Raw genomic sequence first — 17090 nt, 5'->3', positions numbered from 1 at the left:
AGGCGTTTCGGATCGATGTTTGAGGCGGGCTCGATCGATTTTGGGATGGGCTCGATCGATTTTCTGGATGCCTCGATCGATTTCGTGGTGGGCTCGATCGATTTCGTCGTGAGCTCGATCGATTTTCTGGATGCCTCGATCGATTTCGAAGTGGCCTCGATCGATTTTCCTTACCCGTTCGAATTCTAATTGGTATTTTAATTTTCGGGTTTACCCCACTTCCTTACATGTGGATAATAAATTAAATTACTATTTTTTAAGATTCGTGAGACTGCATGCCTGGAATTCAATCCTAAAAACCGCATGCATTCTGAATTTGATATCAAGTCATTAACTAATAAAAAATAATCCGATAAAGCATTCAAATGCGCAGTACGGGAATGGCACCCGCACCTTTTACACTCCCAACTGCTGTGCACCCTGGACATTCCCAGGAGCTTACACTCAGGACAAATCACACCCGGCAAAATATCTGTTGGACGCATACCATAATGCTTAAACATATTAATATTAAACTCGCGGCATTCCCGTAATATAATTTTACCGATTTGATAAGCTTGCAGTTTTTCCTTACCTGTCCTTCCCATCGCACCATCCTTGTCCATAATCATTTTGGGAATGGTTGCACCATGTCCGACAACTTCTGCAATTTCCTGCTCATTTCCTTCCACTTTTATAATAGTTGATGGATCAGCTATAGCAACATAACCGTATATCGGAATCCCTGTAACTTTATGCTGGACAAGCCAGTTTTGCATATGGAAACTTTGGTTTTCGACCTGTGTAATGGGATATTCGTATCCTGACTCAACTTTGCCGTCGTTGCGGGTGAGTTGTTTAAGAATAGTATTAAATGTAATGCTACCGGTATAATTTTTAGAGTCTACAATAAAAATAGAATGATCTGCAATGACAAGAGAATCAATTTGAAAGTTTCTGCCGTTTTCGCGGAGGTAAACATCGTGAAGAATTGTGTATTTGGGGGCCAGGCTATCAATAAAGTAGTCAACCTTTATTTCGCCGTTATAACCTTGCTGCCGGATTTTTGCATCTTTTTTTAATTCTGTAAGAAATTTAGAGTGTTGGGGTAATCGCGGAATAGCTGCATCAATCAATTGCAGCGGTAGTGGTTTTGAGCGGTGTCTGAGTATCATTCTTTGTGCTCCTTTATGTAATTTTAGAAGAATTAATACTAATATAGCATATTGTTATCTAATAGGATATATTTTTGATGGAATTTTCCAATTGAAAGAAAATCTGATAGACTGCCTTGAAATTTAATAGTTCTTATACCAGCCTAAAAGCAACCATAAACATTACACACTTTACTTTCTTGATCGATTATTACCTGCAGTTCGATCGTTTTTACCTCGCTCTCGATCGATTTGAACTGCTTCTCGATCGTTTCTGCCTCGCGCTCGATCGATTTTAACCGTTGCTCGATCGACTTTGCCTCGCTCTCGATCGATTTAAACTGTTGCTCGATCGACTTTGCCTCGCTCTCGATCGATTTGAACTGCGCTCGATCGTTTCTGCCTCGCTCTCGATCGATTTCAACCGATGCTCGATCGTTTCTGCCCCGCTCTCGATCGATTTCAACCGATGCTCGATCGATTTTACCTCGCTCTCGATCGATTTCAACCGATGCTCGATCGATTTTGCCGCGCTCTCGATCGATTTCAACTGCTGCTCGATCGATTTTGCCTCGCTCTCGATCGATTTCAACCGTTGCTCGATCGATTTTACCTCGCTCTCGATCGATTCAATCGCGCTCTCGATCGTTTCTGCCTCGCTCTCGATCGATTTTAACTGCTGCTCGATCGATTCTGCCTCGCTCACGAGTGAGTTAAACTGCTGCTTGATCGTTCCTGCAGGATTTTCCAGATAATTTATCGGTTTTTAAACAAAAACACCTTACAGTAAAGACTTCCGTCTAAACTATAAGGTGTTACAATCTAGCTCAAAAACATAAAGTACAAGATAAACACAACGAACAATCCGTAAATAACCGGGTGTATTTCCTTTGCCCTGCCTTTTAGAACCATAGTAATTGGATAGAATATAAATCCAATTGCAATTCCTGTTGCGATACTGTAAGTCAAAGGCATGGTTGCTACGGTTAAAAAGGCTGGTACGGCGATTTCAAATCGATCCCATTCGATATCCTTCAATGCAGAAGCCATCAGGACACCAACAATGATTAAGGCCGGGGCAGTTACTTCTGAAGTAACTACACTTAATAATGGCGAGAAAAATATCGCCAACAGGAAGAATCCTGCAGTAACCACGGAAGCAAACCCGGAACGTGCACCGGCACCTACACCGGATGATGATTCAACAAAAGCTGTTGTTGTAGATGTACCAACCACTGCACCGATAACCGTGGCTGATGAGTCAGCAAATAACGCCTTTCCAGCACGCGGCAGCTTATTATCCTTCATCAGTCCTGCCTGCCTGGCAACCCCGACAAGCGTGCCAGCCGTATCGAAAAAGTCAACAAAAAGGAAAGTCAAAATGACAACCAGCATTTGTACTGTAAAAATATCACCCAAGTGCAGGAATGCCTGGCCAAAGGTTGGCGCAAGACTTGGAACACCGCCTACAATCCCGCTGATCCCCTGCGGCGGCTGAATCAATCCAACAATCATTCCCAAAATCGCAGTGATGATCATACCATAAAAAATACCGCCTTTAAACCCAAGGGTCATCAATATAACTGATACAACAAGACCAAAGATTGCCAGTAATACACCTGGTGAAGTTATATCGCCAAGCGCAAGCAATGTTGCCTCGTCTGCAACGATAATTTGTGCATTTTGAAACCCAATAAATGCAATAAATAAACCAATCCCGGCGCCCACCGCCAACTTTAAATTTGCAGGAATGGCATTGATGATCTTTTCCCTGAGACCGGTTAATGTAAATACCATAAATATAATACCAGAGACAAGTACACCGGCAAGCGCTGTTTCCCATGGGATTCCATAACCGATGACAACTGTATAGGCAAAAAACGCATTTAGACCCATCCCGGGGGCAAGGCCGATCGGATATTTTGCCAGCACCCCCATAATCAGCGTACCAACAGCTGCTGCAATAGCTGTCGCAGCAAATACGGCACCCTCATCCATGCCGGCTTCACTCAGCATAGCGGGATTGACAAACAAAATATAAGCCATTGCCAAAAACGTCGTCATTCCGCCCATAAATTCTGATTTATAATTCGTGCCTAATTCCTCAAAATGGAAATACTTTTTCAATTTTCTTCCCCCTTGGTTTATTCTCCTAAAAATATAAAAAGCACTTTCAGCTCGGAGCCAAAAGCGCTACTTTACTACTACAGAATGAAGTAATCGGAAGAAGAAAACAGTTATATTTTAAGAACACGGCCAATTCCAGGCCTTCGTTCCGCTTATGCAGATAAGGAAGTCTTCAACACTTACCCGCCAAAAATAACTATTATCCACTTTTACTGTATCCTGCGTAGTCAGACCATTTACGGTAGTCCGGTAGAAACTTTGGGCCATATTCCCGAAATTATACGCAAAACTATGAAACTGTTATTATATTACTACCCCTCTCTTAAAATGTCAATAAAACGCGAACATTATTATATATCACTTTAGCAATGTTTGGTTTTAATCAACTCTTTATTTAATTTTCTCCTGGGTTCCATGTAATTTTTTCACCAAAAGATTTAATAAATAAGAGGCGGATTTCTTTACGGACGGTTGTTTTATCTTTTCTGCGCTTATGAGTATTTTTTAAACGTTGGAAAAATCACCGTATATATTCTTCAATTAGGTAAAGTGACTTTTCTGGAGTTTTTTTACTGGTTTCAGTAAAGATTTTAAATATGTCAGTTACCAAAAACTTCTTTATGCACTAACCATTTTTGTCAAAGTAGGTTAATTATAAAGTTTAGTTGGAGTGATTCCATTATTCGTGTTTCTAAAGCCAGTAAGCCTACCCGGTCGGGAAATGGTTATTCTTATTCAATTTTTGACAAACACTAAAATTGATTGGATATAACCGCTGTGTTATTGTATATCCTGTGAATCTATGGACACTAAAAAATATACCTGTAATTAAAATGCAGTGAATACGTAGATTTGTGAAAAGAAGAAATTAATGGATGCTGCAATGGAACTTTTTTAGAAAAAAGTCCCATGCAACGAGGGTATTACGGCAGCCATAGGAACCTTGAAGGGTGAATTCTGCAGACACTTTACATCACGTTTTATACTAAATTGAAAACGATAGATGTATTATTTACTCAAAACCAGGAATTAAAAGAAAACCAGCAAAAGCAATTACTGCACGGGAAGCATGGAAGGAGCGTTATGAATGAGCAACAGCTGGGATTTGCCCCAAAGACAAAAAGTATTTATGATAGCAGCACTACTTACTGGAGCATTTATGGGCATAACAAACGAGACATTACTGGCAACCGCACTCCCGTCCATACAGGAAGCATTTGGCATTTCCCAAAATGAAGTACAATGGATGACAACAGCATTCCTGATGACGAACGGGATTATGATTCCTATATCGGCATTTTTAATTGAGCGATTTTCAACGAGAGGATTATTTTTAACCGCGATTGGATTATTCGGATTAGGTACCGCAATAGCAGCAGCGGCCATGTCTTACCCATTACTCCTTTTAGGCAGGATTGTCCAGGCCTCGGGCTCCGGTATCATGCTGCCGCTTCTGATGACTGTTCTTCTTGCTGTCATCAGTGTGGAAAAACGCGGAACCGCAATGGGATTGATGGGGATTGTTATAGCATTTGGACCAGCTATCGGACCGACTTTATCAGGCTTCCTCCTGCAATTTTTCTCATGGCGTTCCTTATTCGTCACGGTAATTCCAATAGTAGCAGTAACACTATTGGTCGGGTACTTGTTCTTAAAAAACGTCACTGATTTAAGAAAGCCTAAAATCGATATTTTGTCTATTATCCTGTCTTCCATCGGATTCGGTTCGTTCCTGTACGGATTCAGCATCGCTTCGGAGCACGGCTGGACCAGCCCGCTCGTTCTTGGAGTTGTATTCGGGGGTGCAGTGGTTATTGGACTGTTCGTATGGCGGCAATTCGTTCTCGATACACCAATGCTCGAATTTAAAGTGTTTAAATTCCCGGTTTTTACACTCGCTATCATTATTACCATGACCGTATTAGTGTCATTAATCGGCGCAGAAACATTGCTGCCGCTTTTTATGCAGAATGTACTTGGCTTTACCCCGCTCGAGTCGGGACTTGTACTGCTTCCAGGGGCTATTGCGATTGGCATTATGTCTCCGATTACCGGTCGTCTGTTTGATAAGTATGGTGCAAAATGGCTGGCATTGACAGGACTTGCCATTGTGACAGTAACAACATTCATGTTCACCCAGCTGTCACTGGAGACAACAGCCACGTATATGACAGTGGTATTCACCATCCGTATGTTCGGACTCTCCATGGCACTGATGCCGATTATGACATCCGCTTTGAATCAGCTGCCATCTAAATGGTATGCGCATGGTTCAGCCATGGCAAATACATTGCAGCAAATTGCAGCATCAATCGGTACCGCTATCCTTGTTACATTGGTCGCAATGGGCGCGGCAAGTTATGTGCCAGATGGAAATATATCTTCAGATCTGGCGGCACAGTTGTCACAGGTCGTTGGATTTGAATGGGCATTTATGGGGAGCACTATTCTTAGCCTTGTCGCATTTATACTGGCATTATTTCTCCACCCGCCAAAGAAGGAAAAAGAAATTGTAAGACAGATTCATTCAGGAAAATTCAGCCAATAACAAAACCCCGGTCGCTGCTGCCGGGGTTTTGTCATGTAATAAAAAAGAGCTGGAATCCCTTCTAAACAAAGGTTCCCAGCTCTTTTGACCATTTCATTATTTAACGTTATTGACAAAGTTCGTTGATATCTGGATGATTAAAAGGAATTACCATTTATTTCCATTTATTCCCATTCTATGGTGCTCGGAGGCTTGCTTGTCACGTCATAAACCACCCGATTAATCTGCGCTACATCATTGACAATCCGGGTGGAAATTTTCTCCAAAACATCCCAGGGGATGCGCGCCCAGTCGGAAGTCATTCCGTCCACGGAGGTGACTGCACGGATGCCGATTGTGTAATCATAGGTTCTGGCGTCTCCCATGACACCAACACTTCTTATATTCGGCAGCACGGTAAAGTATTGCCAAATATCCCGTTCCAGACCCGCAGCAGCAATTTCCTCGCGGAGAATGGCATCGGATTCCCTGACAATTTCCAGTTTCTCTTCGGTTATCTCACCCAACACACGTATCGCAAGACCGGGGCCGGGGAAAGGCTGACGCCATACGATATGATCAGGAATGCCAAGCTGTGTTCCAAGTTCACGCACTTCATCTTTGAACAGGGCATTCAGCGGCTCGATTAACTCAAATTGCATATTTTCCGGCAGGCCGCCCACGTTATGGTGAGATTTGATCGTTTGTGCGGTTTCCGTTCCGCTTTCGATAATATCCGTATAAAGCGTGCCTTGTGCCAGGAAATCCATGTCTTTTAATTTAGCTGCTTCATCGTCAAATACATAGATGAATTCATTGCCGATAATTTTTCTTTTCTCCTCCGGGTCGTCCACACCCTGCAGTTTGGAAAGAAAGCGATCCTTGGCATCCACTTTGATGATATTCATATGAAAGTCATCTGCAAACACGTTCATGACGTCATCGGCTTCATTTTTACGGAGCAGGCCATGATCAACAAAAATACATGTCAGCTGGTCACCGATTGCTTTATGGATGAGCGCGGCTACTACAGAAGAATCCACCCCGCCGCTCAGTGCACATAACACTTTCCGGTCCCCGACTTTTTCACGTATATTGTTTACTTCCATATCAATAAAGTTTTGCATGGTCCAGTCGCCCTCACACGCACAAACCTCAAATACAAACTGTTTCAATAAATGATTCCCATATTCAGAATTACGCACTTCCGGGTGAAATTGCACCGCATAAAGCTTTTCCTCCGGACGGCTCATAGCAGCAATCGGTGTCGATGGGCTTGTAGCATCAATCATAAAGGACTGCGGCGCTTCTACCACTTTATCGCCATGGCTCATCCATACCGTTTGACTTTTGGGTGTATCTTTAAATAGAACAGATTCGCCTTTTTGTTCAATCAGCGCCTTGCCGTATTCCCGGTTTCTGGCTTTTTCCACCTTGCCGCCATAATGTAAGGCCATTAACTGCATCCCATAGCAAATGCCCAAAACGGGAATATCCAGTTTAAAAATTTCTTCATCACAACGGAAGCTGTTTTCATCATAGACACTATGCGGTCCGCCGGATAAAATTATACCTTTGGGGTTCATCTGCTTAATCTCATCCGCTGTGATCCGATGTGAATGCAATTCACTGTAGACGCCAAGCTCTCTGATGCGGCGTGTGATTAATTGGTTATATTGACTGCCAAAATCCAAAACGAGAATCATTTCATTGTGTTCCATGTTTTAAGCTCCTATCTGCATTTAGACATGATCGTTTTTCATATCTTTTTATTCTACTAATCCTCCATAAAGGGGTCAAGTCATTATCCGGTTTATTAAATTTTTCCAAACTTCGGCGAGTTTACTCGTTTTTTCCTCATTCAGCTCATTTTTATAAATTATTTTTTCGAAATGAGCGGTTAACTGTCCCATTTCATTTGTTGAATATCTCGCGTCAATCCGTTTCGCATACTCCCTTAAGGTCTGGCCGGGATCCCTTTTCAACCCCGCATGAGCCAGGAGCTTTAATAAATGAGCGTAGGCATCCTGGTAAGCTGCCGCATTCTGATGGCGTGCCAGTTTCTTTTTCAGCAGATAGGTTTGCCAGCGGAATCTTGTTTTATAAATCAAAAATCCGATAATAGAAATTCCGGCAATAATCAGGCCGGCATGCCACCATGCAAAGTCGAAATGACGTGTATTATTTCCCGCCACAGCTTCCGATTCCTCTTCTTCCTCCTGTGTTTGTTCAGGCAGTTCCGGCTGTTCCATTTCCGGTGCCTCTAAAGGATCGTTTTCCTGCTCCTGTTCTCCTTCCATGTTCTCCATTTCTGTATGAAAATCAGACAGGTTATTAAACCCTTGTGTCGGTTCAAATGGTACCCAGCCAACCCCATCAAAATAAACCTCTACCCAGGAATGGGCATTGGCATTCGTAACCTCATACACATCATAGGAATCTCCTGTATTTGATACATCTTCTTCGATCATTTCCCCACTCGTAAAGCCTTTTGCCCATCTGGCCGGAATATCCAGCGAACGAAGCAAAACAACCATAGAGGTGGAAAAGTTATCACAGTACCCGATTTGCGATTCAAACAAAAACTGGTCTACATAGTCCTCATCATCTTCAGGAACAGGAACGCCGGTGGTTTCATATTCAAAACCGTTGGATGAAAAGTACTGTTCAACCGCTTTGGCTTTATCATATTGTGTATCATGTTCTTCCGTAATTTCAACCGCCAAATCAGCGACCCGATCCGGCAGGTTTTCCGGTATCTGTGTATACCTCTCATCCACTGGATTTTCTTCATGCTCCACTTCCCTTAACTTATCGACGGAAAAGGAAGGCTTATCATAGGAAAGCGTGTATTGGTCCAATTGAACAACTTCATGATTCAGTTGCGTCTGAACGGCTTCTGTGAACATATCAATGTGAAAAGTAGCCTCTGCTGCATAGACTTGCTGAAGTCCATATGGATAAACCAGCTTTTCTATGGAAACATTATCTTGAAATTCCACGATCGACTCCAGCCGCTCCGTATTCACCCCATCAGAACCGGTATTAAATGTATTCAGACCGACGCCTTCGGTCATTCGCTGATAATCCGGTCCATCAGAAGCTTCCCAGCCCTTACCTGTATATACATCCTTCGTTTCAATCCGCCAGTAATGCTCATCACTGGCTGCAGCCTGAAATACAGGGGTATAATCCTGTACAAAGGAACCTCCCAGCTGTGTATCATCCTCGCCATAACCAACTTTTTGCACTGCGCCGCCTTCATTGCCCGAGCCTGCATTCTGTGCGGCACTTTGAATGAACGGCACCGGATCCGGCCATTGCGGCGGCGCTTTCGGTGCTGCATACCCAATAACAGAGGAAAAGAGAACAGTCACCACAAGCGGAATCAGCCATATCGGCGTTTTTTTCACCCATCTGAAATGAATGCCTTCCCTATTTAATTCCCTCATAAAATTGGCTATCCCCAGCGCAATGAATGCAATGATAAAGGTGCGTACCATAGGCATGCCCGCATCGTAAACCGTAAATGTATCCAATACAGCAACGTATATAAAAGTCAGCATAACAAATAGAAAAATGCGCTTCATAACGACAAACCAATAATGCAATAAGTAGCTCATCAGCCATATTAAAATGAGAAATAATGCACTCCTGAACATAGGTGTGAGATTATTCCAATCTTGTGAAAGAATTGCCGAGAGGTTATAACTGAATTCCAAAAATCCCTGTTCAAACCAAAGCCGGGAAAAAAGTCCAGCTTCAAAAAAAAGTCCATTAATAATAAACAATAATCCAAAGCCTTTCAGTAAAAAAGATATCCACCACTTCAGCTGAAACATGGATATAACAAAGCAAAAAACCGCATAAATAATGAATACGGAAATACTGCTTGTAGCTGTGATATCATTCACCGGGTAAATCCATTCCATAAACAGTAAAAATCCGCATACATATAAAATAGAGGTATATAAAAATGATTTATTTGTTTCCATATGCATCATGTGAGTTTCACCTCTATTGGATTTTTTAGTAAATCTGCTTCGCTCATCGTCACCACATTTACGCCATCCAATTTTAGCTCTCTTGCTTTTTCCTGATTTAATTGCCTGATTTTATTTTCAGATTGTATATATATAACCATTACCCGTTTGGAACGCTGTTTCATTTTTTTAATCGCACCGCGCAAACCGGAATTTAAATTATTCGTGAAAATAACAAGGATATTCCCGCTATCCATCTTCATCACTTCTTCTTTCAGCTTCATGGAAAAAGGCTTCTTTCCGACAGGCTGGATATGGGTTAAATGCTGTTTCACCATATTGATTTGCCCTGGTTCATTCCGCAAAGGAAAATGCACTGCTTTTTCTCCGATCGTAACAAGTCCGACCTGGGAAGACTGTTTCCGGATTTCTTCCATGAAGGAAACCGTCATCTCTACTGCTGCTTCAAATGCAAGGTAATTCATCCCTTCATATTCACAGCCATCAAGCACAAGCATGATGTCCGTGCTTTTTTCCTGCTCAAACTCCTTTGTCATAACGGTATTTTTCTTTGCAGTCTGTTTCCAGTCAATCCAGGAAAACTTATCTCCCGGCATATATTCACGTATTCCTGTAGCTACGTTTGTATTTTTTAAATTGATCATATAGGAAGCAGTCGAGCCCTGTTCAAAGTTTGCGGATTGTTCCACGAGACGAACAGGCCTTTCATTCGGATAGGCTATAAGACGGTCCGGAAGTTCAAAAACATGTGTTTTCCTCACAAATCCAAAAACATCTCCGGTACGAACGCGAATTGCCTGCAAATGATGTTCTCCCCTTGGCACTTGTTCCAGTGTATAGGTAAACTCCACTGCACGCCTCACAGAAGGGAATATGATTTTCTTTACCTGTCTGTTGACAAAAAGCTGATTAGGGTCATCCATAAAATGATATTTATCTTTTCTGCTGTCAATCTTCTTTAGCGATTCAGGCAAAACTTCTTCAAAAACACAATAATATAAAGGAAATGGTATTTTACGTTTCATGTGCACATGAATGGTTACACTGTCTCCCGCACGGTTAATTTGCCGGGAGATCTTCCTTGTAACCCGCCATTCTTTCAGCGGATAGAGCAATAGTCCAATATGATAGAGGAATATCGGAAGGAAGCTGAAAAAAAGAAACCAGCTGACAAACCCTCCCTGGAACATCGCAAATGAATAGAGAAGGAGGAATAGAAAAAGGATAAAAACAAAGTTGCCTGTAAATCTTACTCTTTCCTTCATCAATGAAATTCCTTTCGAATTGGAATATGCGTCTTGTTCACGATAGAATCAATCAGTTCTTCAGCTGTTAAACCATCATATTTCGCTTCATTGGTTAAAATAATCCGGTGGGTTAATACAAATGGCGCCAGGAATTTCACATCATCCGGCAATACATAATCCCGGCCGAGAATATAGGCATAGGCTTTAGCCGCCTTCATTAAGGCAATCGATCCCCTCGGACTTACACCGAGATAAATAGAAGGGTGGGACCTTGTTCCGGATACGAGATTAATAATATAGTGCTGCACATTCTTATCAATATATACTTCTTTTACTTCTTCCTGTACACCGATCAGTTCCTCTCTTGTCATCACCGCATCGATTGTTTCAATCGGGTGGTCTTTCGAAGTGATTTCGAGCATCTCCAACTCTTCCATAAAAGAAGGATACCCCATTCTCAGCTTCAGGATAAACCTGTCCAGCTGTGCTTCAGGCAAAGGATAGGTTCCTTCATATTCTATTGGATTTTGTGTGGCCATCACAAAAAAAGGCTGACTGAGCGGAATTGTTTTTCCATCAACCGTTACATTTTTTTCTTCCATTCCTTCCAAAAGGGAGGATTGTGTTTTTGGGGATGTTCTATTAATTTCATCAGCAAGTATAATGTTTCCCAGTATAGGACCTCCGCGAAATTCAAATTCCATTTTTTGCGGATTATATATGGAAACCCCAGTCACATCCGACGGTAGCAGGTCAGGTGTGAACTGTATTCTTTTAAAATCACAATCCAGTGATTTTGCAAGTGTTTTGACAAGCATTGTTTTTCCCACACCAGGCACATCTTCGAGCAGCACATGTCCCTGGGCCAGCAAGGCGACAAGACTGAGTGTTGCGGCATCCTCTTTGCCTATCATTACTTTATTTATATTTGCAAGTACTTTTTCTACCTTCCTATTGTACGTAACCGTTTCCTCCATTATATTTAAGCCCCTCTCCGGCGGTTCTCAGTGAATACGCTATAATTTATCATCAATCGGGCTGACTTAGTCAGTACCCGGTTATCATTTTATTTATGCATACACTATCATAATACTAAAAAAAGCGTATAAATTAAAGTATCCATAAATTCTGAATCCTTATTTATTGTAGACGGTTTGGGGCGGAAATATACTCTGGGTTAATACGAACGGTGCCTGGAAATGTTCGTATTATCCTGGAACAATTTCGACATAATTTGACAAAATCCGGGGAGTGTCAGGCACCTTAAACCTATGTTAGAATGATTTCATGGTAACAGATAAGCTGAGAGGGAAATTGAATGAGAGTAACATGGTGGATGATGATGGCAGCAATTCTATTCCTTACGGGGTGTACGAATATAGAGGAAAAATTGTCACATAAGGAAATAATGGAGCGAATGATGGAAGAAATGAGCGATGTGGAGAGTTATTCTTTTGAGATTAACGCTGAGCAGATAGATGGGTTTGAAAATAAAATTGTATTGGACATACAAGGGGAAACTATTGTTGCTCCGTTCCATGCTTCAATCCAACGAGACGTTGAATTGTTGGGAACATCGAGAGAAATGAAATCGTATTATATAGACGACATGATTTATTATGAAGATTTCACAGCACCTGACTTCTTATTTAGAACAGGGAACGATGAGCAGCCTGACCATTTACTTCAAGGGGTAGAAGCACTTCATTCCAGGTTTGACCAACTACAGGTTACAGAAAATGAAAATGATTACACCTATGAGTATTCAGTCGAACAGGAAGAGGATCATGCCTTTTTCTCTTCATTATACCCTTATTTTGTCATAACGGATCCAATGGAACAATCGATCAGCGACCTTTATCTGGAGCATAGTGACATCGTCGATTTGCATGTCGGTCTCACCGTGAATCGGGAAAATTTCCACGTGCAGGAAATGACGATGGATTTTATACTGGATTATGATTTTGCTGATTCGGGCAGCCCTGTTCAATTATCTGAATCAATTGAAATGTCCTTTTCCAACTATAATGGATTGGAAGATGTTCCAATCCCGGAAGAAGAAATAGAAGAAGCAGTGACTTTCGAGGAACATATGGAAATCCTTGAAGCAGAACGGGAAAAAGCAAAGGAGGAACATGTTCCGGAAGTGATAGATGAAAACCCCGGTAATTCCAGCGCTAATTTAATGAATGGCGGGAATTGGGCAACGGATGGTGAATGGATTTACTTTTCCTTAAACGGGGAAGGTTTAATAAAGCAAAAACCGGATGGCAGTGAAAGGCAGCAGCTGCTGGAGAATGATGTATCCCACATAAATGTGATGGACGAGTGGCTTTTCTTTATTGATAGAAATCAGGAAAATAAAGTCTACAAGATGAAAACGGACGGATCAGAGCGGAAACAAATCACCGATACATTCACTGAAAACTTAGTCGTCGTTGATGACTGGATTTATTTTACCGCCGTTACAGATACACCTACGGGAGAAACACCAGTATATCGGATCCGTACTGATCTAACGGAACAAGAACGGTTATTGGATGATGCCTTTCAATTCGCTGTATCCCAAGGATATTTATTTTTCCAAACGGAATATTCCGGAAACATATCATATCTCGATCTGCATGATATAGAGACGGAACCTGTTATGTATGGAGGAATTCAGGCTAAGTCCTTCTCCGTTTCAGACGGCTGGCTTTATTATGAAAGTTCAAATGATGATTATATCTACCGATTAAGCCTGGATAATGGACAAACCGATCAATTGACAGAAGCAGGCAGCCAAGGGTTTAACGCAGACGGCAATCTTATTTTTTACCGAAATATAGAGGATGACAGCAGTCTGTACAGGTATAATGCGGATACGGGTGAAAACGACAAGTTAGACGAGGGTGAAGTTACTGTCATGCATATCGTTGATGAGTATTTGTATTATACAAAGGCAACAACAAGCATGACACCGGTAGGGTACCGCGTGCCTGTTGATGGGAATACAGTGGAGTTAGTGGAGTAAGCCTCGTCAATTCATTCATAAGGTGTATTTAAGTGCAGTATCCAGGTAAGTGCCGATAAGGAATTGAAATTTTTTAAGAGCCTGTTCTGATTGATTTCTTCAAAAGCAGGCTCCATCTTTTAATGATAACTAAATGAGTCAACTGAAAATATTTTCAGACATACATATTCTCTATAAAATTCATCTAACCCATGTGAGAAGATGAATATTCTCCTAAAATTGGCAATGTAAACCAAAAAGTATGGTGATTGCCATCAGAGGTAATTCCAATTTTACCGTTATGATGCTCAATTATTTCCTTTGAGATGGCAAGACCAAGTCCTGAACCACCTGATTCTTTGGATCGGGACGGATCGATACGGTAAAATCGTTCAAAAATTCTATCCTGTTCCGCAACTGGAATACTTTTACCAGGACCGGCAATACGAAATAAATATTCCGTATTCATCGCCCTTCCAGTTATCTTTATCGGATCTTCCCCCTCATAGTAACGAATCGCATTATCAAGTAAATTGCTGATCACCTGGGAGATTCCCCCGTTGTTTGTATTTATCAGACCGGATTCCACGTGTACCTCTGTTATGATCCCCTGCTCCTTTAATGTTCTCTGAAACATCTGTACACATTGATTAGTCAATCGCTGCATATCAACAGTTTCTTTTTCGGAAAAATTCTGTTTTGATACAAAATCCCATTCCTTCAATTGTTCCATCTGCTCTACCAATTTTACAAGCCGCTCGGATTCATTATGGAGTGATTGGTACAATTCTTTGTCCCCTTCAATAACACCCTTACTCAATGCGCTTAAGTATCCATTTAAATTGGATAAAGGCGTACGGAATTCATGGGAAAGATCCGAAACAAGCTTGTGTCTGTGTGCTTCATTGGCTTTCAACTGGGATACCAAATCATTAAAGTGACCGATCAGCTGACCAATCTCATCCTCGGATTCTATTTTTATGGGTTTGGGATATTCCCCCCGTTTTATTATTTTGGTAGATGCGATTAATTCCCTAAGCGGGTGCAGCAGTTTTTTTGTTAAATAAAAATGAATCATACTTCCAACAACGATAGCGGATATGCTAAAGATCCATAAATACTGAAAAAGTGTCGATTCAAACTGTGACTGGCTGCTTACGGCTGTCAGATTATCATGCAGCATGCAGGCTGTATTATAAATGGCCCAGCTGCTTAATGCGATAAAAGAAGCAATTACGATGACATTAATAAATGTCAGTCGAAACAGAAACCGTTTTGGAAGCAGGGAAGTCCTGTTATTATTATTCAGCAACAAATGTATACCCCATTCCCCGCACTGTTTTTATCCGGCTTGGAGAGGCAGGATTTCTCTCTATTTTCCCACGCAGCTTTTTAATATGTGCGTCAATGGTACGATCCATGACCATTTTATCGGCATAGGGATATAATTGTTCGAGAAGTGCTTCCCTTGTTATGACTATATTTGGATTTTCCATGAAATGATAAAGAAGATTGAACTCGTGCTTCGTCAGCTTCAGTTTTTTATCAAAAAGCAACACTTCGCCTTTTCTCGGTTTAATACACAGCCCATTGTAGGTGATTTTTTGACAATACTGTCCTGTGCGGCGCAAAACAGCCTCCACATGTGCTACAAGCTCTTCCGGATGAAACGGCTTTACGATGTAATCATCAGCACCGATCTTTAACCCATTGATTTTATCCTCTGTACGTGCCTTGGCAGACAGCATAATGATGGAGACTTCATTTCGTTCCTGTTCCCGAACCCAGGTACAGAATTCCTCGCCCGATAATTTCGGCAGCATTAAATCAAGAACCACCATGCATGGATGGTTTGCCATAAAAACTTCTTTTGCTTCTTCTCCATCAGCAGCTTCGACAACATCGTAGCCTGCCTTTTCCAAATAGATGCTGACAAGCTCGCGGATCATTTTATCATCTTCCACAATTAATATTGTTTGATCCATCGTGTTCACCTCTTACTCTTATCCTAACACAAGGCATCATTCCATATCTTCATACACTTCGATCATTTTGTCATAAGTCAACGGACCAAACGTTTTAAATTGAATAATCCCGTCCGCATCAACCATAAAGGATGTCGGGATGGGCTGTATCGCATAGGTTGTTGCCACTTCAATTACTTCATCCAGTAAAATAGGAAAAGTTAATTCATACTCATCGACAAACTGTTGCACTTGGTCCGTATGAGGTTCTGTTTCCGTTAGATTCACTGCAAGAATTTCAATATCTGTATCCTGATAAAACCGTTCCATATCCGGCATTTCTGCACGGCATGGGGGACACCAGGTTGCCCAGAAATTAATCATTACCCGGCTGCCTTGGTAATCCGAAAGTTTTGCTTCTCCTCCATTTAATGTATTCAGCTGAAAATCAGGAGCCTTATTCCCGACTTCAAGTCCAACTTCACTGCCTTCTGTCGTTTCATCACTTTCTTCATCGGCTTCTTCCTCTGCCTGCTCTGCTGCCGCTTCTTCCTCCCGGGCATTGTTTGTTTTATCATCACTCAGGTCTACATCGATTTCGATGTCATTATTTTCACGCTCAGCTTCTTCCTGTGCCACAAAATCATTGGACTGAAAAACAAATTCGTAAACCGCCCAGCCAAACATAGCTAAAAGTATAACTATCATGAACACTTTTTTCACCATGAACACCTCCCAGCTTAAAATGTGCTCCAAATTTATATTTATTGCTCTGCAAACCCTATTTCCCATTCAAATCTGTAAATATCGTGCATGCGGCCTGTATGCAATTTTCTTGTTTGTTCGTTGCCTCATTCCCCTGATGAGTGAATGAATGGTGCGTTTTTCCCCGCATTCGTTGCCTCATCCCCCTGATGAGTGAATGAATGGTGTGTTTTTCTCCGCATTCGTTGCTTCATCCCTCTGATGAGTGGACGAATGGAGTCTTTTTCTCCGCATTCGTTGCTTCACCCCTCTGATGAGTGGACGAATGGAGTCTTTTTCTCCGCATTCGTTGCCTCATCCCTCTGATGAGTGGACGAATGGAGTCTTTTTC

Annotated in this window: 13 protein-coding genes and 1 riboswitch; of the genes, 3 read left to right on the top strand and 10 right to left on the bottom strand. The window is 41.7% G+C overall.

Annotated elements, in window-relative coordinates; genetic code table 11:
• Positions 1–15 precede the first annotated feature (15 nt).
• Positions 16–189 carry a hypothetical protein gene (locus tag GHD25_RS16955; protein ID WP_164219060.1) on the top strand — a complete coding sequence of 58 codons (174 nt, stop codon included), beginning with the start codon at positions 16–18 and terminating at the stop codon, positions 187–189.
• An 8-nt stretch (positions 190–197) separates the two neighbouring features.
• On the opposite strand, the gene GHD25_RS16950 is transcribed toward GHD25_RS16955, so the two are convergent.
• The 3 genes from GHD25_RS16950 to GHD25_RS16940 all read right to left on the bottom strand — a co-directional run bounded on the left by GHD25_RS16950 (position 198) and on the right by GHD25_RS16940 (position 3260).
• A complete protein-coding gene (locus GHD25_RS16950) occupies positions 198–1115 on the bottom strand; it encodes a nuclease-related domain-containing protein (RefSeq protein WP_240452402.1) in 918 nt (305 codons plus the stop codon).
• Positions 1116–1428: 313 nt separating this feature from the next.
• On the bottom strand, positions 1429–1839 hold the full coding sequence (locus GHD25_RS16945; protein WP_164219055.1) for a V-type ATP synthase subunit I domain-containing protein: 411 nt from the start codon (positions 1837–1839) through the stop codon (positions 1429–1431).
• Positions 1840–1955: 116 nt separating this feature from the next.
• Positions 1956–3260 (bottom strand): NCS2 family permease, encoded by a 1305-nt coding sequence (locus tag GHD25_RS16940; RefSeq protein WP_164219053.1) that lies wholly within the window; start codon positions 3258–3260, stop codon positions 1956–1958.
• Positions 3261–3464: 204 nt separating this feature from the next.
• Positions 3465–3565, bottom strand: a riboswitch (purine riboswitch).
• Between the two features lie 782 nt (positions 3566–4347).
• Between GHD25_RS16940 and GHD25_RS16935 the strand changes: the two genes are divergently transcribed.
• Complete coding sequence (locus GHD25_RS16935; protein ID WP_164219051.1) at positions 4348–5808, top strand: MDR family MFS transporter; 1461 nt, start codon at positions 4348–4350, stop codon at positions 5806–5808.
• A gap of 164 nt (positions 5809–5972) precedes the next feature.
• Here GHD25_RS16935 and guaA read toward each other — a convergent pair whose 3' ends face one another.
• The 4 genes from guaA to GHD25_RS16915 all read right to left on the bottom strand — a co-directional run bounded on the left by guaA (position 5973) and on the right by GHD25_RS16915 (position 12015).
• Positions 5973–7508, bottom strand: coding sequence for a glutamine-hydrolyzing GMP synthase (gene guaA / locus GHD25_RS16930; RefSeq protein ID WP_164219049.1), 1536 nt, complete (start codon positions 7506–7508; stop codon positions 5973–5975).
• A gap of 75 nt (positions 7509–7583) precedes the next feature.
• Positions 7584–9791, bottom strand: a complete 2208-nt coding sequence (locus GHD25_RS16925; RefSeq protein ID WP_240452401.1) for a transglutaminase TgpA family protein — start codon at positions 9789–9791, stop codon at positions 7584–7586.
• Positions 9788–11056, bottom strand: coding sequence for a DUF58 domain-containing protein (locus GHD25_RS16920; protein ID WP_164219047.1), 1269 nt, complete (start codon positions 11054–11056; stop codon positions 9788–9790). The genes GHD25_RS16925 and GHD25_RS16920 overlap by 4 nt, the downstream gene beginning before the upstream one ends.
• Entirely contained in the window at positions 11056–12015 is a 960-nt protein-coding gene (locus tag GHD25_RS16915; RefSeq protein WP_205601380.1) for an AAA family ATPase, read from the bottom strand. Before GHD25_RS16915 ends, GHD25_RS16920 begins: the two co-directional genes overlap by 1 nt.
• Positions 12016–12356: 341 nt before the next feature.
• On the opposite strand from GHD25_RS16915, the gene GHD25_RS16910 reads away from it, so the two are divergent.
• On the top strand, positions 12357–14051 hold the full coding sequence (locus GHD25_RS16910; protein ID WP_164219045.1) for a DUF6612 family protein: 1695 nt from the start codon (positions 12357–12359) through the stop codon (positions 14049–14051).
• Positions 14052–14235: 184 nt separating this feature from the next.
• Here GHD25_RS16910 and GHD25_RS16905 read toward each other — a convergent pair whose 3' ends face one another.
• From GHD25_RS16905 to GHD25_RS16895, 3 genes are read right to left on the bottom strand one after another with little or no spacing between them, the layout of a single operon-like run.
• On the bottom strand, positions 14236–15345 hold the full coding sequence (locus GHD25_RS16905; protein ID WP_240452400.1) for a sensor histidine kinase: 1110 nt from the start codon (positions 15343–15345) through the stop codon (positions 14236–14238).
• Complete coding sequence (locus tag GHD25_RS16900) at positions 15332–16015, bottom strand: response regulator transcription factor (RefSeq protein WP_164219043.1); 684 nt, start codon at positions 16013–16015, stop codon at positions 15332–15334. Before GHD25_RS16900 ends, GHD25_RS16905 begins: the two co-directional genes overlap by 14 nt.
• A gap of 36 nt (positions 16016–16051) precedes the next feature.
• Positions 16052–16720 carry a redoxin domain-containing protein gene (locus tag GHD25_RS16895; RefSeq protein ID WP_346426799.1) on the bottom strand — a complete coding sequence of 223 codons (669 nt, stop codon included), beginning with the start codon at positions 16718–16720 and terminating at the stop codon, positions 16052–16054.
• Between the last annotated feature and the right edge of the window lie 370 nt (positions 16721–17090).

It is taken from the genome of Virgibacillus aidingensis, from assembly GCF_010994035.1.
Classification (GTDB): Bacteria; Bacillota; Bacilli; order Bacillales; family Amphibacillaceae; genus Virgibacillus_N.
Note: the sequence above shows the minus strand (reverse complement) of the source record. Positions and strands in the feature narration are given on the sequence as shown.